At 67.2% G+C, this 23209-nt stretch carries 20 protein-coding genes; 15 read left to right on the top strand and 5 right to left on the bottom strand.

The features are described from left to right. Positions 1-211 precede the first annotated feature (211 nt). Positions 212-646, top strand: a complete 435-nt coding sequence (locus tag VL15_RS01750; protein ID WP_048242763.1) for a CHRD domain-containing protein — start codon at positions 212-214, stop codon at positions 644-646. Positions 647-735: 89 nt separating this feature from the next. Then, the gene (locus tag VL15_RS01745; protein ID WP_048242762.1) at positions 736-1698 is read left to right on the top strand and encodes an alpha/beta hydrolase; all 963 of its coding nucleotides are present in this window, start codon (positions 736-738) and stop codon (positions 1696-1698) included. On the opposite strand, the gene VL15_RS01740 is transcribed toward VL15_RS01745, so the two are convergent. Next, positions 1668-2510, bottom strand: a complete 843-nt coding sequence (locus VL15_RS01740; RefSeq protein WP_048242761.1) for an EcsC family protein — start codon at positions 2508-2510, stop codon at positions 1668-1670. The genes VL15_RS01745 and VL15_RS01740 overlap by 31 nt on opposite strands. 396 nt (positions 2511-2906) lie before the next feature. Between VL15_RS01740 and VL15_RS01735 the strand changes: the two genes are divergently transcribed. Both VL15_RS01735 and VL15_RS01730 read left to right on the top strand, forming a co-directional pair. Next, the gene (locus VL15_RS01735; protein WP_048242760.1) at positions 2907-4502 is read left to right on the top strand and encodes an MDR family MFS transporter; all 1596 of its coding nucleotides are present in this window, start codon (positions 2907-2909) and stop codon (positions 4500-4502) included. A 51-nt stretch (positions 4503-4553) separates the two neighbouring features. Further along, the gene (locus tag VL15_RS01730; RefSeq protein ID WP_048242759.1) at positions 4554-5000 is read left to right on the top strand and encodes a MarR family winged helix-turn-helix transcriptional regulator; all 447 of its coding nucleotides are present in this window, start codon (positions 4554-4556) and stop codon (positions 4998-5000) included. A 112-nt stretch (positions 5001-5112) separates the two neighbouring features. Here VL15_RS01730 and VL15_RS01725 read toward each other — a convergent pair whose 3' ends face one another. Both VL15_RS01725 and VL15_RS01720 read right to left on the bottom strand, forming a co-directional pair. After that, positions 5113-5694: a DJ-1/PfpI family protein gene (locus VL15_RS01725; protein WP_048242758.1), complete on the bottom strand. Its 582-nt coding sequence runs from the start codon at positions 5692-5694 to the stop codon at positions 5113-5115. A gap of 192 nt (positions 5695-5886) precedes the next feature. Next, positions 5887-7167 carry an amino acid deaminase gene (locus tag VL15_RS01720; protein ID WP_048242757.1) on the bottom strand — a complete coding sequence of 427 codons (1281 nt, stop codon included), beginning with the start codon at positions 7165-7167 and terminating at the stop codon, positions 5887-5889. Between the two features lie 118 nt (positions 7168-7285). Between VL15_RS01720 and VL15_RS01715 the strand changes: the two genes are divergently transcribed. The 3 genes from VL15_RS01715 to VL15_RS01705 all read left to right on the top strand — a co-directional run bounded on the left by VL15_RS01715 (position 7286) and on the right by VL15_RS01705 (position 10211). After that, positions 7286-8215 carry a MurR/RpiR family transcriptional regulator gene (locus VL15_RS01715; protein ID WP_048242755.1) on the top strand — a complete coding sequence of 310 codons (930 nt, stop codon included), beginning with the start codon at positions 7286-7288 and terminating at the stop codon, positions 8213-8215. Positions 8216-8217: 2 nt separating this feature from the next. Next, complete coding sequence (locus VL15_RS01710) at positions 8218-9699, top strand: N-acyl-D-amino-acid deacylase family protein (RefSeq protein WP_048242754.1); 1482 nt, start codon at positions 8218-8220, stop codon at positions 9697-9699. Between the two features lie 125 nt (positions 9700-9824). After that, on the top strand, positions 9825-10211 hold the full coding sequence (locus VL15_RS01705; protein WP_011353171.1) for a RidA family protein: 387 nt from the start codon (positions 9825-9827) through the stop codon (positions 10209-10211). Positions 10212-10335: 124 nt separating this feature from the next. On the opposite strand, the gene queF is transcribed toward VL15_RS01705, so the two are convergent. Continuing rightward, on the bottom strand, positions 10336-11166 hold the full coding sequence (gene queF / locus VL15_RS01700) for an NADPH-dependent 7-cyano-7-deazaguanine reductase QueF (protein WP_048242752.1): 831 nt from the start codon (positions 11164-11166) through the stop codon (positions 10336-10338). 12 nt (positions 11167-11178) lie between these two features. Then, the gene (gene ilvA, locus VL15_RS01695) at positions 11179-12702 is read right to left on the bottom strand and encodes a threonine ammonia-lyase, biosynthetic (protein WP_048242751.1); all 1524 of its coding nucleotides are present in this window, start codon (positions 12700-12702) and stop codon (positions 11179-11181) included. A 578-nt stretch (positions 12703-13280) separates the two neighbouring features. On the opposite strand from ilvA, the gene VL15_RS01690 reads away from it, so the two are divergent. From VL15_RS01690 to VL15_RS01655, 8 genes are all read left to right on the top strand, one after another. Beyond that, positions 13281-17312 (top strand): DUF3683 domain-containing protein, encoded by a 4032-nt coding sequence (locus VL15_RS01690; RefSeq protein WP_048242750.1) that lies wholly within the window; start codon positions 13281-13283, stop codon positions 17310-17312. Between the two features lie 85 nt (positions 17313-17397). Beyond that, positions 17398-17841: an HIT family protein gene (locus VL15_RS01685; protein WP_048242749.1), complete on the top strand. Its 444-nt coding sequence runs from the start codon at positions 17398-17400 to the stop codon at positions 17839-17841. After that, positions 17838-18251: a gamma-butyrobetaine hydroxylase-like domain-containing protein gene (locus VL15_RS01680; protein ID WP_047899004.1), complete on the top strand. Its 414-nt coding sequence runs from the start codon at positions 17838-17840 to the stop codon at positions 18249-18251. Before VL15_RS01685 ends, VL15_RS01680 begins: the two co-directional genes overlap by 4 nt. Positions 18252-18303: 52 nt before the next feature. Continuing rightward, complete coding sequence (ubiE, locus tag VL15_RS01675; protein WP_048242748.1) at positions 18304-19035, top strand: bifunctional demethylmenaquinone methyltransferase/2-methoxy-6-polyprenyl-1,4-benzoquinol methylase UbiE; 732 nt, start codon at positions 18304-18306, stop codon at positions 19033-19035. A gap of 41 nt (positions 19036-19076) precedes the next feature. Further along, positions 19077-20117, top strand: a complete 1041-nt coding sequence (locus tag VL15_RS01670; RefSeq protein WP_048242746.1) for a Tim44 domain-containing protein — start codon at positions 19077-19079, stop codon at positions 20115-20117. Between the two features lie 164 nt (positions 20118-20281). Beyond that, complete coding sequence (locus tag VL15_RS01665) at positions 20282-20908, top strand: ubiquinone biosynthesis accessory factor UbiJ (RefSeq protein ID WP_048242745.1); 627 nt, start codon at positions 20282-20284, stop codon at positions 20906-20908. A 12-nt stretch (positions 20909-20920) separates the two neighbouring features. Continuing rightward, positions 20921-22498: a ubiquinone biosynthesis regulatory protein kinase UbiB gene (ubiB, locus tag VL15_RS01660; RefSeq protein WP_048242744.1), complete on the top strand. Its 1578-nt coding sequence runs from the start codon at positions 20921-20923 to the stop codon at positions 22496-22498. 17 nt (positions 22499-22515) lie between these two features. Further along, positions 22516-23142, top strand: a complete 627-nt coding sequence (locus VL15_RS01655; protein WP_048242743.1) for an SAM-dependent methyltransferase — start codon at positions 22516-22518, stop codon at positions 23140-23142. The last annotated feature ends 67 nt before the right edge of the window (positions 23143-23209 follow it).

Here is a 23209-nt window from a genome sequence, read left to right as displayed (position 1 = left end):
CAGCCGTCAGGCTGCAAAGGTCCGTTCCAGGTTGACGCAGACTGACGCGACGTGCGCTGCGCAAGATGGCCGGCCGCACGCGGCGCCATCGAGGGTGGTGCGGCGATTCGCAGCATGGCCGTTCGGCGGACTGCCGGAGCGACGGCGATCGACTACCATCATGTCTGGCGCCCCCGCTCGGGCGGCGTACAACGTCGTACAAGGAGAGTCCATGCTCAAGCTGCGTTTGCTCCAGGTCGCGTTACTCGCGGGCGTGCTGGCCGCCGGCAGCGCCGCCGCCGAAACGGTGCGCCTGTCCGCCAATCTCCAGCCGTCGAGCGAAGTGCCGCCAACCGCGACCAAGGGTTCGGGTGCCGTCGATGCCACCTACGACACGGCCACGCACACGCTGCAGTGGACGGCGACTTACGAACACCTCACGGGGCCGGCCACCGCCGCGCATTTCCACGGGCCTGCGCCGGTCGGCCAGAATGCAGGCGTGCAGGTGCCGATTCCGAAGGACGAGTTGGCAAGCCCGATCAAGGGTTCGAAGGCGCTCACCGACGCGCAGGTCACCGACCTGATGGGCGGCAAGTGGTACTTCAACGTGCATACGAAGGAACACCCGTCCGGCGAGATCCGTGGCCAGGTGATGCCGGCGAACTGAGCGCCGGCGTTTGATATAGAGGCACCTGTCGAGCGGTGCGGGAACGTTCGCACGTACCATCGTCACACTGCGATTACGGAGTGCGTCCGATGAGTTGGCAAAGCAAGTTCGCCTGCTGGCTGTTGCGCTGGCAGTTCCGTCCCGAGACCACGCGCGAGGTGCTCGATCCCGCCCGCGCACGGCGCTTTACCGACCTGCGGATGTTCGTGCCGCGCCGCGCGCCGTCGGGCTACCGGCTGCGCCAATGCCATGGCGCGGGCGACGCACCGCTGCGCGGCGAATGGCTCGAACGCACCGATGCGGTCGAGGGTCGCGGGCCCGGCCGCACGCTGCTGTACTTCCACGGCGGCGGTTATTACTTCTGCTCGACGAAAACTCATCGGCCGCTCGTGTTCGGCCTGACGAAGCGCGCCGGCGTGCGCTCGTTCTCGCTCGACTACCGGCTTGCGCCCGAAAACCGCTTTCCGGCGGCGCTTGACGATGCGCTGGCCGCATACCGGCAACTGCTCGCGCTCGGCACACCGCCCGAGTCGATCGTGCTCGGCGGCGATTCGGCGGGCGGCGGCCTTGCGCTCGCGACGCTCGTCGCGCTGCGCGATCGCGGCGAGCCGCTGCCGGCCGGCGCGATCCTGTTCTCTCCGTGGACCGACCTGGCGGCCACCGGCGACACGCTGCGCACCAACGACGGCGCCGATCCGATGTTTGCCGGCGCGGCGCTGCCGAAGGCCGCGAAGCTCTACCTCGGCGACGCGCCGGCGACGCATCCGTACGCGTCGCCGCTCTATGCGGATTTCGCGGGCCTGCCGCCGCTTTACATCCAGGTCGGCAGCACCGAGGTGCTGCTCGACGATTCGCGCCGCGTCGCCGAGAAGGCGAAGGCGGCCGGCGTGGCGGTGGAGATCGAGGTGTGGCCGGACATGCCGCACGTGTGGCAGCTATACGCGCCGATGGTGCCGGAAGCGCGCGACGCGCTCGACCGCGCGGCCGCGTTCCTGCGCCGCGTCGCGGTCGAACGCGTGGTTCAGCGCGTCGGCGAGGCGGCGATCGCCTGATAGGCGGCCTTGACGGCCACCGAACCGTACTTGCGCTCGAGCCGGCGCACGGTGAAGTGGCCGTGCGCCATCTGCTGGAAGTGGTCGATGAACAGCGTGTTGACGGTCGCGCCGAGCACGGCGCCGATCGCCGGAATCGACTTCGCGGCCATCTGCTCGGTCACCTGTACCGAGAAGCGCGATGCCACCGTCTGCACGAGCTTGAACACGGCCGCCGAGCTGTGCGCGGCGATGCCTTTCGTCGTGATGTCCGACGATGCCTTCGAGATGGCCTGCGCGAGCGCGCCGCGCAGCACGAAATAGCCGAGATCGGCGTCCTCTTCCTGCTTGTCCGGGTTGCCGCCCATGCCGAGCACGGCCAGGCATTGCAGCTGCGTATCGACCGACGTCAGGTCCTCGCCTTCGCTGCGCGCGATGTCGCACACCGAGCGGAAGATCAGCGTGGTCGTCACCGGCAGCTCGACCGGCAGTGCGAGAAAGCCGAACGCGCCGCCCGCCGCGCCGGTCGTCGCGACCGCGAGCTTGTGCAGCAGGTTGCTCGGCTTGTCGGGCTCGGCGTCCGGCGCCGGCGGCTTGCCGAGCGTGCGCAGCGCAATGTTCAGGCACTTGCGCAGCGCGAGCTGCGTCGCGTCGTTGATCTTGCCGGTCGCGAAATCCGGCAGCCGGGCGATCATTTTCTCGACCGGCGCGCCGAGCATGCCCGTCAGCTTCATCGTCAGCGACGGGCTTTCGAGCACCTGCTTCGCGCGCCACAGCGCGTCCCGATCCTCCTGCGACAGGGATATCGCGGGGGTGATTGAAATCGGTTCCATCATTCTCCTTGGCGGCCGGGGTCGGTTAGGGCCTGTTCCCGCTAATAACGGGCTTGCGCTGGCCCCCAGAAGGGCCGAGCGCGAGGATTGCGACGAAGCGAATACTCGACGTATTCGCGAGGAGCATGACGTGGCGATCGGCCCTTCTGGGGGCCAGCCCCACGCATAATATTTCCCAAACAGGGGAACGAGCCTTGCCGGCCGCATTGCGGCGCCGCGCGTCGCTTGTTTGGCTCGGCCAAACGGCGCTCCTTGCTTCTTGCAATGCAGCCGGCAAGGCTCGTTCGCAAGCCCGTTATTAGCGGGAGCAGGCCCTAAACCGCCGCCAGCCTAGATTACTCCGCCATGCTAGAATTTTAAGATTGTTTGACTCGTCAAAAGTTGCATCAACAAAAAATGGCCGTCCACACTGCCGCCCACCATTCGAGCGGGCAAGTCTTGCCATTCCGCGAATCGCTGCTGGCGATGATCGGGATCTCGTTCGTCACCATGCTCGTTGCGCTCGACCAGACCGTCGTCGGCACCGCGCTGCCGACCATCGTCGCCGAGCTTCGGGGCTTCGACCTGTACGCGTGGGTCGCGACCTCGTACCTGCTCAGTTCCGTGATCACCGTGCCGATCTTCGGCCGGCTCGGCGACTATTACGGCCGCAAGCCGTTCGTGATCGTGTCGATCATCGTGTTCACCGGCGCGTCCGTGCTGTGCGGCATGGCCAACGACATGCTGTATCTCGTGCTCGCGCGCGGGCTGCAGGGGATCGGCGGCGGGATGCTGGTCGGCACCGCGTTCGCGTGCATTCCCGACCTGTTCCCCGATTCCGTCGTGCGGCTGCGCTGGCAGGTGCTGATGAGCTCCGCGTTCGGCATCGCGAACGCGGTCGGCCCGTCGCTCGGCGGCGTGCTGACCCAGTCGTTCGGCTGGCGCTCGGTGTTCTACGTGAACCTGCCGGTCGGCCTGCTGTCGCTGCTGTTCGTGTGGCGCTACCTGCCGCACCTGCGCCACGTCGAGCACGATCGCAAGATGCGGCTCGACTGGCCGGGCGCGCTGCTGATCGCGCTGTCGCTCGGCTCGCTGCAACTGTTCGTCGAATGGCTGCCGAAGTACGGCGTCGCGAGCTGGGCGTCGCTGCTGCTCGTCGTCGCGGTCGCGGCCGGCGTCGGCCTGTGGCACTGGGAGAAGCGCGCCGCGCAGCCGATTCTGCCGTTCGACATGTTCGGCAACCGCGCGCTGTCGGCGCTCTTCGTGCTCGCGATCCTCGCCGGCTTCTCGATGTTCTCGCTGCTGTTCTACGCGCCGCTGCTGTTCCAGGGTGGTTTCGGGATGTCGCCGAAAGAAGCGGGCCTCGTGATCACGCCGCTCGTCGTGTTCATCACGATCGGCAGCATCATGAATGGCCGCGTCGTCACGCGCATCCGCAATCCGAACGCGATGCTGCATGTCGGCTTCGTGCTGTTCGCGATCACGTGCGCGGGCATCGTCGTGTCGACGCACACGACGCCGACCTGGATGCTGATGGCGCTGATGGTCGCGGGCGGCATCGGGCTCGGCTTCGTGCTGCCGAACCTCACCGTGTTCGCGCAGCAGACGGCCGGCCGCGAGCACCTCGGCATCGCGACGGCGCTGCTGCAATCGCTGCGGATGGTCGGCGGGATGGTCGGCACCGCGCTGACGGGTACGCTCGTCAACCAGATGTATTCGGGCGGCGTGCGCAATGCGCTGTCGGTCGACCATGCGATGCAGTGGCATGCGCAGCTTGCCGATCCGCAGATCCTGATCGATCGCACCGCGCAGGGCAGTCTCGTCGCCGAGCTGACGCGTGCCGGGCATAATGGCGCGCTGCTGCTGGAAGCGGCCCGCGAATCGCTGGTCAGTGCGATTCACCTGGGCGTCGCGATGGCGGCCGTCATCGCCGTGGTGTCGGTGTGGCAGTGCCGCCGCGTGCCGCCGATCGCGCTGCGGCGCAAGATCGAGCCGCATGTCGCGGCCGACTGACGGATTGACCGATTCAACGATTCATCGATTTACCGGAAACGAAATCAGCGCATGGAAGAACAGGACCGCGTCGCGATCTTGCAGCAATTCGGACGCACGTATCGCGCGTTCATGACCGCGTTCGAAACGCACGTCGGGCAGCCGATGCCGCGCTGGCGCATCATGGTCGCGTTGCACACGATGGGCGGGCATTCGTCGCAGAAGCGGCTCGTCGAAGTGCTGCGCATCGATCCGGGTGCGCTCACGCGCCAGTTGAAGTCGCTCGACGCGCTCGGCTGGATCGAGCGCGAATCCGACGCACGCGACAACCGCGTGACCAATGTCACGCTGACGGACGACGGCCGCGCAGCGTTCGATGCATGCCTGCCGCGCCGCAAGGTATTTCTCGAGCAGACGATGGCGCAGTTGCCGGACGACGTGCTGAATGCGCTGTCGGGCGCGCTGGCGATGCTCGAATCGCGAATCGCGGACGTCGGTTCGACGCCGGCCGCGCGCTGACGCGCGGCGCGGGCAGGCGCGTCAGCCGCGCCCGCGACCGATCGCCACCGGCAGGCGGGCACGTTATCCCGCCGCCGGCCGGCGCTTCATTTCATCTCGATTCACTTCAGGTTTACAGCTCGATGCGCGTTCCCAGCAGCGCGAGGAACTGCGCGAGCCATGCCGGATGCGCGGGCCACGCGGGCGCGGTGACGAACGGCGCATCGGTCACGGCCGCATCGACCGGGATGTCCGCGTATTCGCCGCCCGCGAGCTTCACTTCGGGCGCGCAGGCCGGGTAGGCCGAGATGCGCTTGCCGCGGATCACGTCGGCGGCCGCGAGCAGTTGCGCCGCGTGGCAGATCGCGGCGATCGGCTTGCCGGCCTCGGCGAACGCGCGCACGAGCGCGATCACCTTCGGGTCGAGTCGCAGGTATTCGGGGGCGCGGCCGCCCGCGATCGCGAGCGCGTCGTAGCGCGACGCATCGACATCGTCGAACGCCGCGTTCAGCGTGAACTGGTGGCCGGGTTTCTCGGTGTAGGTCTGGTCGCCTTCGAAATCGTGGATCGCGGTCTTGATCTTGTCGCCCGCGCGCTTGCCCGGGCAGACTGCATCGACGTGGTGGCCGACGGCCTGCAGCGCCTGGAACGGCACCATCGTTTCGTAGTCTTCGGCGAAATCGCCGGTCAGGAACAGGATCTTCTTCGCGGCCATGGCTTTCTCCAATGAAGCGACGTTGAGGGCCCGTTCGCGCCGTGCGCGACAGACGGGCGCAACGGCCTCGAGGCACTGTTGCGAAGCGGGTAACGGTCCGCCCCGAGGACGAAAGCGCAGTGTACTCCGGCAGATTGAAGCGCGCGTGACGGCCGCCCCGCGCGAGCGGCGGGGCGGCGCGCGCAATGCGTGTCAGAAGAAGGTTTCGACGACTTCCGTCACGCGGAACTGCGGATCGAGCACGAGCACCTGGCGCCACTTGTCGAACGTCAGGCATGGGTGGGAGATGTCGAACGCGACCATGTCGCCGACCTTCACGTCCGCGCCCGGCGGGATCTGCAGGTACGCGTGCTGATCCATCATCCCGGTGACGGCCCAGCCTTCGGTGACGGCGACGTCGCGCGGCGCGCTGTCGCGGCCCGGGCGGAAGTGGCGCGCCGGCTCGGGCAGGCCCGCGTCGAACGCCGCGTCGCGCTTGCCGAGCGCGACGATCGCGCGGTCGGCTTCCGGCACCGACTGCACGTATGCCCACAGCTGCAGCGCGGGCAGCAGCCCTTCGCCCATCGTGCGTGCGATCGGGTTGCGTGCGAACACGTCGGTCTGCGCCTTCTTGTAGACGCCGACGTCGTGCGTCAGGTAGCAGCCCGGACGCAGCACGACTTCCGCGAAGCCCGCGTTGGACGCCTTCGCGAATTCTTCCGCGACCACGTCGTACCACGCCGAACCGGCGCCGGACAGGATTGCCGGCGTGCGCGCGAAGCGACCCGCGTCGGCCAGCTCGCGCGTGAGCGCGACCGCTTCCTGCAGGAATGCGCGGATCTCGCCTTCCTCTTTCAGCACGCCTTCATACAGCTCGATGCCGGCCAGCTTCAGCGTGTCTGGATAACGCGCGAGCGCGGCGAGCACGGCTTCGCGCTGCGCGGCATCGCGCACGCCCGCGCGGCCACCCGGCACGCCGAGCTCGAGCAACACGTTCAGCGGCTTCTTCAACTCGCCGAAGAAGCGGCCGAGCTGGTCGACGCTCTCGGCGGAATCGACGAGGCAGAAGAATTCGAAGTCGGGATCGGACAGCAGCCCGGCGATGATCGTCATGTTCTGGCGGCCGACGAGCTGGTTCGCGAGCAGCACGCGCCGCACGCCGCCGTGATATGCGGCCTGCGTCTGGTGCGCGGTCGCGAGCGTGATGCCCCACGCGCCCGCGTCGAGCTGGCGGCGGAACAGTTGCGGCGCCATCGTGGTCTTGCCGTGCGGCGCAAACTTGACGCCATACTGCTGGACGAATGCCTGCATCCAGTTCAGGTTGTGTTCGATGCGATCCTCGTAGAGCACGGCAGCCGGCAGGCTGACGTCTTCCGCGAGCAGGTTCCACTCGAGGCGACCCGCGTCGCCCAGCGGCACGCTCGCGCTCGGCAGATTGCCGAGACCCTTGCCGAACGGATCGATCGTCGCTTCCTGATAGTTTGTAACTTTCATGTCATCCCGCTCCATCATCACTATGCATTGCACTGAAGTTGACATGCAGATGGTACAGAAAGTAGGATTTGCGCGGTGATGTTATTTAGTAACATCAAGCTCCCCATCCTTTCCGTAGATGAATACGCCCGCTACTCCGTCCGCTCCGCACGCGGTCGAGCCCCATCCGGCTCCGCCGGTCCTCGACATCGTCGCGCGGATCGCCGAATGCGCGCCCGAGCTTCGTGAAGCCGAGCGCAAGGTCGCCGCGTTCATCCTTGGCGATCTTGCGCGCGCAGCGCATGCGAGCATCGGCGCGCTCGCACGCGACGCGGAGGTCAGCGTCGCGACCGTCACGCGTTTCGCGAAGGCGGTCGGCTGCCGCGACGTGCGCGAACTGAAGGTGCTCGTCGCGCAGGCGGCGGCCGTCGGCCAGCGCTTTCTCGTGCCGTCCGACGATGTACCGGCCGACGACACGAACCCCGCGTCGGTCGTCTACGACGAGATCCGCCTGGCGCTCGCGCACAACCATCAGTTGCTGCGCAACACGTCGTTCGACGCGGCGGCCGAGCTGCTCGCCGGCGCGAAGATGATCTACGTGTACGGGCAGGGCGGCGGCTCGACCGCGCTCGCCGACGAGTTGCGCTTCCGGCTCGTGCGCTTCGGCCGGCCGGTCGCGACCTACCAGGACAGCCTGCTGCAGCGGATGGTGTCCGCAACGCTGTCGCGCGACGCCGTCGTCGTCGCGCTGTCGGTCAGCGGGCGCGTGCCCGAGCTGCTCGAGAGCTGCCGGCTCGCGCAGCGCTATGGCGCGAAGTTGATCGTGATCACGGCGCCGGCTTCCCCGCTCGCGAAGCTGGCCGACCACCTGATTCCGGTCGTCGCGTTCGAAACCGATTTCATTTACAAGCCGTCGACATCGCGCTACGCGATGATGATGGCGATCGACGTGCTCGTCACCGGAGTCGCGTTGCGGCTCGGCGATGCGGGCCGAGAATCGTTGCGCCGCATCAAGCATGCGCTCGACGCGCATCGCGGCGGCGGAGACCGTCAACCGGTAGGAGACTGAACATGCATTCGCATCCCGAAGCGGCCGATACGCTGATCGTCGGCGCGCAGCTTTACGACGGTACCGGTGCGCCGCCCGTCACGCGCGACGTCGCGATCCGCAACGGCGTGATCGCGGCGATCGGCAACCTGTCGAACTGGCTCGCCGAGACCGTCGTCGATGCGAACGGCCGCGCGCTCGCGCCGGGCTTCGTCGACGTGCATACGCACGACGACACGCACGTGATCCGCGCGCCGCAGATGCTGCCGAAGATCTCGCAGGGTGTGACGACCGTGATCGTCGGCAACTGCGGGATCAGTGCGTCGCCGGTGACGCTCGCGGGCGATCCGCCCGACCCGATGAACCTGCTCGGCGAGCGCGGCGCGTTCCAGTACCCGACCTTCGCCGACTACGTCGCGGCCGTGAACGACGCGCGGCCGGCTGTGAACGTCGCGGCGCTCGTCGGCCACACGGCGCTGCGCAACAACCAGATGGACCGCCTCGACCGCGCGGCGACCGACGGCGAAATCGCCGGGATGCGTGCGCAGCTCGAGGAGGCGCTCGCGAACGGCGCACTCGGATTGTCGTCGGGCCTCGCGTACGGCTCCGCGTTCGCGGCGCCGGCCGAGGAAGTGATGGCGCTCGCCGAGCCGCTCGCGAACGCGGGCGCGCTGTACACCACGCACATGCGCACCGAGTTCGACGCGATCCTCGATGCGATGGACGAGGCGTATCGCGTCGGCCGCCATGCGCGGGTGCCGGTCGTGATCTCGCACCTGAAATGCGCGGGCCCGTCGAACTGGGGGCGCAGCACTGAAGTGCTCGCGTCGCTCGAAGGCGCGCGCCGCTACCAGCCGGTCGGCTGCGACTGCTATCCGTACAGCCGCAGCTCGTCGACGCTCGACCTGAAGCAGGTGACGGGCGACATCGACATCACGATCACGTGGTCGGAGCCGCATCCGGAAGTCGCGGGCAAGCTGCTGAAGGCGATCGCGGCCGACTGGGGTGTATCCGAGCAGGAAGCCGCGCAGCGCATCCGCCCGGCGGGCGCCGTGTACCACAACATGTCCGAGGACGACGTGCGCCGGATCCTGTCGCACCCCGCGACGATGGTCGGTTCGGACGGCCTGCCGAACGATCCGCTGCCGCACCCGCGGCTGTGGGGCGCGTTCCCGCGCGTGCTCGGCCATTACGTGCGCGACACGAACCTGCTGCCGCTCGAGGAGGCGATCCGCAAGATGACGTCGCTGTCCGCGCGCCGCTACGGGATCGCGCGGCGCGGCGAGGTGCATGTCGGTTACCACGCGGATCTCGTGCTGTTCGACCCGGCGCGCGTGATCGACGCCGCGACGTTCGAGAAGCCGCAGCAGCCCGCGCACGGGATCGACGCCGTGTGGGTGAACGGCGTGCTGACCTACGAGAACGGCCAGCCGACCGGCGAGCGCGCCGGCGGCTTCGTCGCGCGCGGCGAGCGCGTGCCGGCGAGCGCCGACGCCGCGTTCTGAGCGCGGCGTCGGTATCGATCTTCCGCGCGTGCCGCTGCCGGCGCGCGCATCCGCAACCCTGTGTTGCATGGGATCCGGGTCAGCGCTGAAGTGCGGCGCGGGTCGACAAAACAAGGAGTGAAACGATGAAGCGATATGGCGTAGGCGAAGCGAAGGGTACGGGCGGCCAGGTGATGCCGTTCGCGCGTGCGGTCGAGGCCGACGGCTGGCTGTACGTGTCGGGCCAGACGCCGATGGTGAACGGCGAGGTCGTCGAAGGCGGGATTGTCACCCAGTCGAAGCAGACGATCGAGAACGTGATCGCGATCCTGAAGGAAGCCGGTTACGGCCTCGAGCACGTCGTGCGCTGCGGAGTGTGGCTCGACGACGCGCGCGATTTCGCGTCGTTCAACAAGGTGTTCATCTCGTACTTCGGCGAGCATCCGCCGGCACGCGCATGCGTGCAGTCGAGCATGGTGATCGACTGCAAGGTCGAGGTCGATTGCATCGCGTACAAGGCGCCGGCGAAGTAACGCGGCCGCGCTCCCCGCGCACAGCAAAACAGCCCGGTCGGTGAATGCCGACCGGGCTGTTTCGTTTGGGGTTCGCCGTGATGTCGTTACGTTGCTTGCGACCCGCGGCGACCGCTTGCCGCCGTCACTGCCGCGCGGTGCGCGCGTTGTCCGGCATCGGCTGGTTGTAGTTCGTCCGGAACGGGTTGATGTCGAGCCCGCCGCGGCGCGTATAGCGCGCATACACCGCGAGCTTGACCGGTTTGCACGCATGCAGGATGTCGAGGAAGATCCGCTCGACGCACTGCTCGTGAAAGCCCGTGTGGTTGCGAAACGAGATGATGTAGCGCAGCAGGCCCGCGTGATCGATCTGCGGCCCGACGTAGTGGATCTGCACGCTGCCCCAGTCGGGCTGGCCCGTGACCGGGCAGTTCGAGCGCAGCAGGTCCGACACGAGCGTCTCCTCGACCGGCGCTTCGTCCTCGGCGTCGGCCGCCGACAGCAGCGACGGATCGGGTTCGTACACGTCGGTATCGAGATCGAGCCGGTCGAGCGACAGCCCGTCGAGTTCGTCCATCTGCAGCTTGCCGAAGTCGTGCGGCGACACGAGCTGCACGGATACGCTCGCGCCGCACGCGGCCGAAACGTCGCGCTTCAGCGTGTCGCGCACCGCATCGACCGAGTCGAACGTCGACTGCGCGAACGAGCCGAGATACAGCTTGAACGACTTCGATTCGACGATGTTCGGCGATTCGGCCGGCACGTAGAAAGTCGCGACCGCGACCTGCGGCTTGCCGCGCGCGTTGAGCCACGACAGCTCGTACGCGTTCCAGATGTCGGTGCCGAAGAACGGCAGCGCCGACGTGATGCCGATCTGCTCGCGCGCACCGGCGCGCGGAATCGGGAACAGGAGCGACGCGTCGTACTGGGCTGCGTAGACGGTGGCCTTGCCGAGCGGGGAATGTTCGGGATTCATTGCGTGTCGCCTTTACGACAGGAAGAGGCGGTAAGCCGGGTTGGCGCTCTCTTCGACATACGGATAGCCGAGCGCCGCGAGGAAGCGTTCGAATTCGGCGCGATCGGCCTGCGGCACCTGCAGCCCGACGAGGATCGAACTGTAGTCCGCGCCCTGGTTGCGGTAGTGGAACAGGCTGATGTTCCAGTCCGGCGCCATCGACGACAGGAACTTCATCAGCGCGCCCGGACGCTCCGGGAATTCGAAGCGGAACAGGCGCTCGTCGAGCGCGAGCGGCGAGCGGCCGCCGACCATGTAGCGGATATGTTCCTTCGACAGTTCGTCGTGCGTCAGGTCGACGGACTTGAAGCCGTGCGACTCGAAGTTCGCGGCGATCTCCGCCGATTCGCCGCGGCGGCGGATCTGCACGCCGACGAAGATGTGCGCGGACTGCGCATCGGCGATCCGGTAGTTGAACTCGGTGACGTTACGATCGCCGACGAGCGAGCAGAAGCGCTTGAAGCTGCCGCGCTCCTCGGGGATCGTGACCGCGAACACGGCTTCGCGCGCCTCGCCCACCTCCGCACGCTCCGCGACGAAGCGCATCCGGTCGAAGTTCATGTTCGCGCCGGACGTGATCGCAACGAGCGTCTGGTTTTCGATGCCTTCGCGTTCCGCGTACAGCTTCGCGCCCGCGACCGCCAGCGCGCCGGACGGTTCGAGCACGCTGCGCGTGTCCTGGAACACGTCCTTGATCGCCGCGCACAGCGCGTCGGTGTTGACCGTCAGCACGCCATCGAGGTATTCGCTGCACAGGCGGAAGGTTTCCTCGCCGACGAGCTTCACCGCGGTGCCGTCCGCGAACAGGCCGACTTCGGTCAGCTCGACGCGCTTGCCGGCGTCGATCGACTGCGCCATCGCGCACGAATCCTCGGTCTGCACGCCGAACACCTTGATCTCCGGGCGCACGGCCTTGACGTACGCGACGATGCCCGCGGCGAGTCCGCCGCCGCCGATCGGCACGAAGATCGCGTGGATCGGGCCCTGGTGCTGGCGCAGGATTTCCATCGCGACGGTGCCCTGGCCCGCGATCACGTACGGATCGTCGAACGGGTGGACGAACGTGAGATCGCGCTCCTGCTGCACCTTGACCGCGTGCGCGTACGCATCGCTGTACGATTCACCGGCCTGGATCACCTCGACGCTCGGGCCGCCGTGCGTGCGCACCGCATCAACCTTCACCTGCGGCGTCGTGACCGGCACGACGATCACGGCCTTGATGCCCATCCGGGCCGCCGAGAACGCGACACCCTGCGCGTGGTTGCCGGCCGATGCCGTAATCACGCCGCGCGCGAGCGCGTCCGCCGGAATGTGCGCCATCTTGTTGTACGCGCCGCGCAGCTTGAACGAGAACACCGGCTGGTTGTCCTCGCGCTTCAGGTAAACGGCATTGCGCAGCCGGGCCGACAGGTTGCGGGCGGGTTCGAGTTCCGTCTCGATCGCGACGTCGTAGACGCGCGCGGTGAGGATTTTCTTCAGGTAATCGTGGGATGCCATGGGCGCTCGCGTGCAGTGCGGAAGCAGACGGGAAAACGTCAATGATAGCGCCAAGGGTCCGCCCGCACGCAAGCGGCATGCCGGGAGAGCGGTCGCGGAGCCGTTCGGGTGGCGCGTTCGCGACGCGGGGCGTCCCCTTTTTACCGGGTTAACCGCACGGTTACCGACCGGACGGGCGGCGAATGATCGCACGAAACCGCGCCGAACCAGGCGTGGCGCGGCTTGCGGCGATAGCCCCACGGCCTGTCCGGCGTGTCACGTATGGCCCGATCATGGGTTAGAATTCCGTTTTGAATCAAGGATCGGAAGATGCAGAGGCACCCTCGGATCGCCCAGTTGAAGCCGTCGCCGCGCGCAGCCAGCCCCGCGGCGGAACGGCATGAGCGCCGCGCGCGATCGTGCTGATGGTTCCGAGTGCCGCCAGGCCCTGTCGCCGGCCAGGAGGGGCGAGTCAACGCCCGCTCCGGCCCCATGAAGGACAGCCGCGCGCCTGGTAACAGAACAGATTTCCCCAAGATTGCGCCCACGCGCTTGCCGACGCCCGTGCACGGGGTATCGGCCCTCCGAGTCGTCCGAACATGAACGCACCACAAGTTTTCGATCCGAATGGCGCGGCCGCCGCCGTCGCCGCCGACCCCGCGCCCCGATTGCGCGAGATTCCCTACAACTACACGTCCTTCTCGGATCGCGAGATCGTGATCCGCCTGCTCGGCGAGGAGGCGTGGTCGGTGCTCGACGAACTGCGCGCCGAGCGCCGTACGGGCCGCTCGGCACGGATGCTGTATGAAGTGCTCGGCGACATCTGGGTCGTGCGTCGCAACCCGTACCTGCAGGACGATCTGCTCGACAACCCGAAGCGCCGCGCGCTGCTGATCGAGGCGCTGAACCACCGCCTGACCGAGATCGGCAAGCGCCGCAGCGCGGATCTCACCGCGCACCGCGACGACGCGGGCCGCGAGCGCGCGTTGCGCGTCGAGATGCTCGAAGCCGCCGCGCGGCGCGCGGTGAGCGAGTTCGCCGACGAATTCGAGAAGATGGCCGACCTGCGCCGCCGAGCGACCAAGGCGCTCGGCCGCTGCACGCAGAAGGACAACATCCGCTTCGACGGGCTGTCGCGCGTGTCGCACGTGACCGACGCGACCGACTGGCGTGTCGAATACCCGTTCGTCGTGCTGACGCCCGATTCCGAGGCCGAGATCGCCGGACTGATCAAGGCCTGCTTCGAGCTCGGCCTGACCGTGATCCCGCGCGGCGGCGGCACCGGTTACACGGGCGGCGCGGTGCCGCTCACGCCGTTCTCCGCGGTGATCAACACCGAGAAGCTCGAACAGCTCGGCGCGGTCGAGCTGACCGAGCTGCCGGGCGTCGCGCACAAAGTGGCGACGATCTTCTCCGGCGCGGGCGTCGTTACGCGCCGCGTGACCGAGGCGGCCGAAGCGGCCGGCTACGTGTTCGCGGTCGATCCGACGTCGCTCGACGCATCGTGCATCGGCGGTAACGTCGCGATGAACGCGGGCGGCAAGAAGGCCGTGCTGTGGGGCACCGCGCTCGACAACCTGGCCTGGTGGCGAATGGTCGACCCGGACGGCAACTGGCTCGAAGTCACGCGCCACGAGCACAACCAGGGCAAGATCCACGACATTCCGGTCGCGCGTTTCGAGCTGAAGTGGTTCGACGGCGCGTACGCGCCGGGCGAGAAGCTGCTGCGTACCGAGATGCTCGAGATCGAAGGCCGCCGGTTCCGCAAGGAAGGGCTCGGCAAGGACGTGACCGACAAGTTCCTCGCCGGCCTGCCGGGCGTGCAGAAGGAAGGCTGCGACGGGCTCATCACGTCCGCGCGCTGGGTGCTGCACAAGATGCCCGCGCACACGCGCACCGTCTGCCTCGAATTCTTCGGCCAGGCGCGCGAGGCGATCCCGAGCATCGTCGAAATCAAGGACTACCTGTTCGAGACGTCGAAGCAGGGCGGCGCCATCCTCGCGGGTCTCGAGCACCTCGACGAGCGCTACCTGCGCGCGGTCGGCTACGCGACCAAGAGCAAGCGCAATGCCTTCCCGAAGATGGTGCTGATCGGCGACATCGTCGGCGATGATGCCGATGCAGTGGCGCAAGCGACGTCCGAAGTGATCCGGATGGCGAACGGCAAGAGCGGCGAAGGCTTCGTTGCGGTCAGCGCGGAGGCGCGCAAGCGCTTCTGGCTCGACCGCAGCCGCACGGCCGCGATCGCGAAGCACACGAACGCGTTCAAGATCAACGAAGACGTCGTCATCCCGCTGAACCGGATGGGCGAGTACACCGATGGCATCGAGCGGATCAACATCGAGCTGTCGCTGAAGAACAAGCTGCAGCTCGTCGACGCGCTCGAAGCATTCTTCCGCGCCGGCAACCTGCCGCTCGGCAAGACCGACGACGCGAACGAGATCCCGAGCGCCGAGCTGCTCGAAGACCGTGTCCAGCAGGCGCTGGAGCTGTTCAAGCGCGTACGTGCGCGCTGGGAATTCGTGCGCGACCGGCTCGACCAGCCGCTGCGCGAGGCGCAGCACTACCTCGTGCAGCTCGGCTACGAGGCGCTGGCCGAGAAGTTCGCGGATCGCGCGGACGAGCAGCCGGGCGCGACCGTGTTCCACATCACGCAGGACCGCACGGTCCGCATCTCGTGGAAGCAGGAGATCCGCGCGGAGCTGCGCGCGATCTTCAACGGCGGCGCGTTCAAGCAGATCCTCGACGAAGCGCAGGCGATCCACAAGCAGGTGCTGCGCGGCCGCGTGTTCGTCGCGCTGCACATGCACGCGGGCGACGGCAACGTCCACACCAACCTGCCGGTCAACTCCGACAACTACGAGATGCTGCAGGACGCGCACGCGGCAGTCGCGCGCATCATGAAGCTCGCGCGCTCGCTCGACGGCGTGATCTCCGGCGAGCACGGGATCGGCATCACGAAGCTCGAGTTCCTGACCGACGACGAGATCGCCGAATTCCGCGCGTACAAGCAGCGCGTCGACCCGAACGGCCGTTTCAACAAGGGCAAGCTGCTCGACGGCGCCGATCTGCGCAACGCGTATACGCCCAGCTTCGGGCTGATGGGCTACGAGTCGCTGATCATGCAGCAGTCCGACATCGGCGCGATCGCCGATTCGGTGAAGGACTGCCTGCGCTGCGGCAAGTGCAAGCCGGTGTGCGCGACCCACGTGCCGCGCGCGAACCTGCTGTACAGCCCGCGCAACAAGATCCTCGCGACGTCGCTGCTGGTCGAGGCGTTCCTGTACGAGGAACAGACGCGCCGCGGCGTGTCGATCAAGCACTGGGACGAGTTCAACGACGTGGCCGACCACTGCACGGTGTGCCACAAGTGCGCGACGCCGTGCCCGGTGAAGATCGACTTCGGCGACGTCACGATGAACATGCGCAACCTGTTGCGCAAGATGGGCAAGAAGAAATTCAACGCCGGCAACGCGGCGGGCATGTTCTTCCTGAACGCGACCAATCCGCAGACGATCAACCTCGCGCGCGGCGTGATGATGGGCGTCGGCTACAAGGTGCAGCGCTTCGCGAACGACATGCTGAAGAAGGTCGTGACGAAGCAGACGCAGCACCCGCCCGCGACGACCGGCAAGCCGCCCGTCGTCGAGCAGGTGATCCACTTCGTCAACAAGAAGATGCCGGGCAACCTGCCGAAGAAGACGGCGCGCGCGCTGCTCGACATCGAGGACAACAAGATCGTGCCGATCATCCGCAACCCGAAGTCGACGACCGTCGATTCGGAAGCGGTGTTCTACTTCCCGGGCTGCGGCTCCGAGCGTCTGTTCTCGCAGGTCGGTCTCGCGACGCAGGCGATGCTGTGGGAAGCCGGCGTGCAGACGGTGCTGCCGCCGGGCTACCTGTGCTGCGGTTATCCGCAGCGCGGCGCGGGGCAGTACGACAAGGCCGAGAAGATCGTCACGGACAACCGCGTGCTGTTCCACCGGGTCGCGAACACGCTGAACTACCTCGACATCAAGACGGTGGTCGTGTCGTGCGGTACCTGCTACGACCAGCTTGCCGGGTATGAATTCGACAAGATCTTCCCGGGCTGCCGGATCATCGACATCCACGAGTTCCTGCTCGAGAAGGGGATGAAGCTCGACGGCGTGACGGGCACGCGCTACATGTATCACGACCCGTGCCACACGCCGATCAAGACGATGGACCCGGTCAAGCTCGTCAACGAGCTGATGGGCTCGGAGAAGGACGGCTACAAGATCGAGAAGAACGATCGCTGCTGCGGCGAATCGGGCACGCTCGCGGTCACGCGCCCGGACGTGTCGACGCAGGTCCGCTTCCGCAAGGAAGAGGAGATCCGCAAGGGTGCCGCGAAGCTGCGCAGCATCCCGGTCGTGGCCGGCGGCGCGAGCACGCCGGCGCCGGCCGCCGCGGCCGCGAACGGCCCGGACGTGAAGATCCTGACGAGCTGCCCGTCGTGCCTGCAGGGCCTGTCGCGCTACAACGAGGACGCGAACATCGAGGCCGACTACATCGTGGTCGAGATCGCGCGCCAGGTGCTCGGCGAGAACTGGATGGCCGACTATGTCGCACGTGCGAACCATGGCGGGATCGAGCGCGTGCTGGTCTAATGCGGGCATGACGACCGCCCGACCGGGCTTGGGATGAGCGGGCGCCGGCGCTGTCGCGCCGGCGCCCGTCCACATGGGAGCGACGATGGAATGCGTGTTTTGCCGTGAAGACGGCGGCGAGCTGCTCTGGCAGGACGATGCGCTGCGCGTCGTGCTGGCGACGGGCGAGCACGACTACCCGGGCTTCTGCCGGGTGATCTGGGGCGCGCACGTGGCCGAATTCTCCGATCTCGGCGAGCCCGAGCGGGCCCACCTGATGCGCGTGGTCTACGCGGTCGAGCGGGCCGTGCGCCGCGTGATGCAGCCGAACAAGGTGAATCTCGCGAGCCTCGGCAACATGGTGCCGCACGTGCACTGGCATGTGATCCCGCGTTTCTCGAACGACGCCCATTTCCCGCAGCCCGTGTGGGCGCCGCGCCAGCGCAGCGTGTCCGAGGCGCTGCTGCGCTCGCGCGCCGCGCAGGCCTCGCTGCTGCACAATGCGGTGCGCGAGGAAATTCAACGCATGACCGATTCGAGGCAGCCATGAGCGGTTTGACTTCCACGACGCCGATTCCGTCCGGCGTCGTCGTGCACGCGGTGTCGCGCGTGCTCGAATTGCAGTACCCGAACGGCGACAGCTACCGGATTCCGTTCGAGCTGATGCGCGTTTATTCGCCGTCCGCCGAGGTGCGGGGCCACGGGCCCGGCCAGGAGACGCTGCAGACGGGCAAGCGCGAAGTGACGATCACCGCGCTCGAGGGCGTCGGCAACTATGCGCTGCAGCCGACCTTCTCCGACGGCCATTCGACCGGCATCTACTCGTGGGATCTGCTGTACGAACTGGCGACGCAGCAGGACGCGCTGTGGCGCGACTATTTCGACAAACTGAAGGCGGCGGGCGTCGAGCGCGACGCCCCGATGCAGGCGGCCGCGGCGCCGCACGGCCACTGCCACTGAAATCGACGGCGCCCGCTCGGCGCCGTCTTGCCATTTACTGAGGATCAACGCGATGAGCAAAACCCACTTCGGCTTCGAAAGCGTCGAGGAAAACGAAAAAGCGAAGAAAGTGGCGGGTGTGTTCCATTCGGTCGCGGGCAACTACGATCTGATGAACGACCTGATGTCGGCGGGCATGCACCGCGCGTGGAAGGCGTTCACGATCGCGCAGGCGAACGTGCGCCCCGGCTTCAAGGTGCTCGACATCGCGGCCGGCACCGGCGACCTGACCAAGTCGTTCGCGAAGGCGGCCGGGCCGACGGGCGAGGTCTGGCACACGGACATCAACGAGTCGATGCTGCGCGTCGGCCGCGACCGGCTGCTCGACAAGGGCATCGTGACGCCGTCGCTGTTGTGCGACGCGGAGAAAACGCCCTTTCCGGACAACTACTTCGATGTCGTCACGGTCGCGTTCGGCCTGCGCAACATGACGCACAAGGACGCCGCGCTGGCCGAGATGCGCCGCGTGACGAAGCCCGGCGGCCGCGTGATGGTGCTGGAATTCTCGAAAGTCTGGGATCCGCTGAAAAAAGCGTACGATCTGTATTCTTTCAAAGTATTACCGTGGCTTGGCGACAAGTTCGCGAAAGATGCTGAAAGTTACCGGTATCTTGCTGAATCTATCCGGATGCACCCCGACCAGGACACGCTGAAGACGATGATGGAACAAGCGGGCCTCGATGCCGTCAAATATTACAATTTGTCAGGTGGCGTGGTAGCTTTACACATGGGAACCAAGTACTAAGGGGTTTTTTCCATACATTCGCCTTACATCTGGAGAAAGTGATGTCCGAATCGCGTTCGTTGTTCAACCGTAGCAAGCCGTCGAAGCCGTGGGCTCGACGGGTCGGCACGCTGCTGATGGTCGGCCTGCTCACGGCCGGCACGTTCGCATCGCTCGACGCCGAAGCCAAGCGCGTAGGCGGCGGGCGCAGCATCGGCCGCCAGAACTCCACCGTCACGCAGCGCCAGGCCACGCCGCCCGCGCAGCAGCCGATGCAGCAGGCCGCGCCGTCGCAGGCGCAGCGTGCGAACCCGGCCGCGCCCGCGCCGGCCGCGCAGCCCAACCGCTCACGCTGGCTCGGCCCGATCGCCGGCCTCGCTGCCGGTCTCGGCATCGCGGCGCTGCTGTCGCACTTCGGTCTCGGCGAGGCATTCGCCGGCATGATGTCGAACATCATCGTGATCGCGCTGCTCGCGTTCGTCGGCATCTGGCTGATCCGCAAGTTCATGAATCGCCGCCGCACGCAAGAGCCGGCGTACTCGGTCGGCGGCTCGGCCTCGTCGTCGGGCGGCTACTCGCAAAGCCCGTCGTTCCAGCAGGGCAACACCGGCAGCAACTACGCCGGCAGCGGCAGCAGCTACGCGAACGAAGCGCAAGGCGTGTTCGGCGGCGGTGCCGCGGCCACCGGCGCGGCGGCAGGCGCAATGGCAGCGGCGGCGCCGCTCCAGGTGCCGGCGGGCTTCGACACCGAAGCATTCCTGCGCAGCTCGAAGGTGTATTTCGTGCGCCTGCAGGCCGCGTGGGACCAGGGCAACCTGGCCGACATCCGCGAGTTCACGACCCCCGAAATGTTCGCCGAGATCAAGATCGACCTCGATTCGCGCGGCAACGAGTCGAACCAGACCGACGTCGTGCAGCTTGACGCGGAACTGGTCGCGATCGAGGATCGCGGCATCGAGCAGTCGGCGAGCGTGCGCTTCCACGGCCTGATCCGCGAATCGGCGAATGCGTCGGCCGCGCCGTTCGACGAAGTGTGGAACCTGTCGAAGTCGGGCAGTCAGGGCTGGCTGCTCGCGGGCATCCAGCAGCTCAACACGCACTGAGCGCGACCGGCGGCTCGCGCCGCCGGATGCCCGGGCGACGGCCGCTTCGCTGCGACCGCTTGCCGCCCGGGTGTACGGTCAGGCACGGTCTGCCAGCGATCCGACGTTACAATAGAAACCCGCGTGGGCGCCCGGCCTGCGCGGGTTTTTTCTTTCCCAGCCCGATGACCTTTGCCGCCAAGCCTTTTGCTGCTGCCGTCAATCACTTGCTCGCGCGCGAATCGTGGGCACGCGACCGCCTGATTCCCTATGCGGGCAAGACTGCCCGGATCGACGTGCCCCCCGTCACGCTCACGCTGCTGGTGCAGCCCGACGGTTATCTGTCGGCCGTCGACGCACAGGATGCGCAGCAGGTCGACGTGTCGATCGCGCTCGCGGGCGATACGGTCGCCGCATTCCTGCAGGGCGGCCAGGCGGCCGTGATGAAGCACGTGAAGATCGAGGGCGACGCGGAATTCGCGACGCAGATCGCGAAGCTGGCCGAGCACCTGCGCTGGGAACCTGAAGAAGATCTCGCGAAGCTGGTCGGCGACGCGGCGGCATACCGGATCGCGACGGTCGTGCGCGACGCCGGTGCGCGCGCGCGACGCACCGGCCGCAACGTGCTCGATTCCGTCGCCGAATACTGGCTCGACGAGAACCCGCAAGTCGTCCGGCGCGCGTCGCTCGGCGGCTTCGACGCCGAACTGGCGCGCGCACGCGATGCGCTCGCGCGGGTCGAAAAGCGGGTCGAGCGACTCGAACAAAAAATCGGCGCGCGCACGGGTTCCGGCCCGCGCGGCGCGCACTGAGGGCCGCAGGGCATGCGCATTTTCCGTTTCATCAAGATTGTCTACACCGTCATCCGCTTTGGTCTCGACGAAGTGATGCTGTCCCGGATCGACGACCGGCGCGTGAAGCTGCTGCTGCGGATCACGACGATCGGCCGTCGTTATTCCGATCCGCCCGCCGTGCGGCTGCGTCGTGCGCTCGAAAGTCTCGGCCCCATCTTCGTGAAGTTCGGCCAGGTGCTGTCGACGCGCCGCGACCTGCTGTCGGTCGATTTCGCGAACGAACTCGCGAAGCTGCAGGACCAGGTGCCGCCGTTCGATTCGGCGGTCGCGATCGCGATCATCGAGAAGTCGCTCGGTGCGCCGGTCGACGAGCTGTTCGACGAATTCGAGCGCGAGCCGGTCGCAAGCGCGTCGATCGCGCAGGTGCATTTCGCGAAGCTCAAGCAGGGCGTGCACGCGGGCAAGGCCGTCGCGGTCAAGGTGCTGCGTCCGAACATGCTGTCCGTGATCGATTCGGATCTCGCGCTGATGCGCGACATCGCCATCTGGACCGAACGCATGTGGGCTGACGGCCGGCGCCTGAAGCCGCGCGAGGTCGTTGCCGAATTCGACAAGTACCTGCACGATGAGCTCGACCTGATGCGCGAGGCCGCGAACGGCAGCCAGCTGCGCCGCAACTTCGCGGGCCTCGACCTGCTGCTCGTGCCCGAGATGTTCTGGGATTTCTCGACGTCGCAGGTGCTCGTGATGGAGCGCATGACCGGCGTGCCGATCAGCCAGGTCGAGACGCTGCGCACGGCCGGCGTCGATATCAAGAAGCTTGCGCGCGAAGGCGTCGAGATCTTCTTCACGCAGGTGTTCCGCGATGGTTTCTTCCATGCGGACATGCACCCCGGCAACATCCAGGTGAGCCTCGACCCGAACACGTTCGGCCGCTACGTCGCGCTCGATTTCGGGATCGTCGGCGCGCTGTCCGATTTCGACAAGAACTACCTCGCGCAGAACTTCCTCGCGTTCTTCAAGCGCGACTACCACCGCGTCGCGACGCTCCACCTCGAATCGGGCTGGGTGCCGCCCGAGACGCGCGTCGAGGAGCTCGAAAGCGCGATCCGCGCGGTGTGCGAGCCGTATTTCGACCGCGCGCTGAAGGACATCTCGCTCGGCCAGGTGCTGATGCGCCTGTTCTCGACGTCGCGTCGCTTCAACGTCGAGATCCAGCCGCAACTCGTGCTGCTGCAGAAGACGATGCTGAACGTCGAAGGTCTTGGCCGCTCGCTCGACCCCGAGCTCGACCTGTGGAAGACCGCGAAGCCGTACCTCGAGCGCTGGATGACCGAGCAGATCGGCCTGCGCGGCTGGTACGAGCGCTTCAAGGTCGAGGCGCCGCAGTGGAGCAAGACGCTGCCGCAACTGCCGCGCCTGATCCATCACGCGATGGCGGCGCGCCATGACGCGCCGCGCGCCGCGAGCGAGGACCTGATGCGTCAGATCCTCATCGAACAGAAGCGGACGAACCGGTTGCTGCAGGCGCTGCTGATTTTCGGCCTCGCCGTCGGCGTCGGGGCCCTCGTCGCGCGCGTGCTGCTCGCGCTCGCGTACGGCTCATGACCGAAAGGAGCAGAGCGATGTCCGATCCGAAGCAACCGGCCGCACCGACGGCCGCGGATTTCGCGACGCGCGACCCCGGCAATGCGTCGTTCTGGGACGAGCGTTTCGAGCGGGGTGTGACGCCGTGGGAATTCGGCGGTGTGCCTGACGGTTTTCGCGTGTTCGCGCACCGGCTCACGCCGTGCCCGGTGCTGATTCCCGGCTGCGGCAGTGCGCAGGAGGCCGGCTGGCTCGCGCAGGCCGGCTGGCCCGTGCGCGCGATCGATTTCGCCGCGCAGGCGGTGGCCACCGCGAAGGCGCAACTGGGCGCGCATGCGGACGTCGTCGAGCAGGCCGATTTCTTCGCGTACCGGCCGCCGTTCGACGTGCAGTGGGTGTACGAGCGCGCGTTCCTGTGCGCGCTGCCGCCGAGCCTGCGCGCCGACTATGCGGCGCGGATGGCCGGGTTGCTGCCCACGGGCGGATTGCTGGCCGGCTATTTCTTCCTGACGGCGAAACCGAAGGGGCCGCCGTTCGGGATCGAGCGTGCCGAACTCGATGCGCTGCTCGCGCCGCACTTCGAGCTGATCGAGGATTTGCCCGTGACCGATTCGCTGGCCGTGTTCGAAGGGCACGAGCGCTGGCTCACGTGGCGCCGCCGCTGATGCGCGGGCGTAGCGGCCGTTGCCGGAACGCGCCGGGGTTTCGGCTATAATTCAAGGTTTTGCAAGC

Source organism: Burkholderia cepacia, assembly GCF_001039005.1.
GTDB classification, from domain to species: domain Bacteria; phylum Pseudomonadota; class Gammaproteobacteria; order Burkholderiales; family Burkholderiaceae; genus Burkholderia; species Burkholderia theae.
This window is presented reverse-complemented; position numbering and strand designations above follow the sequence as displayed.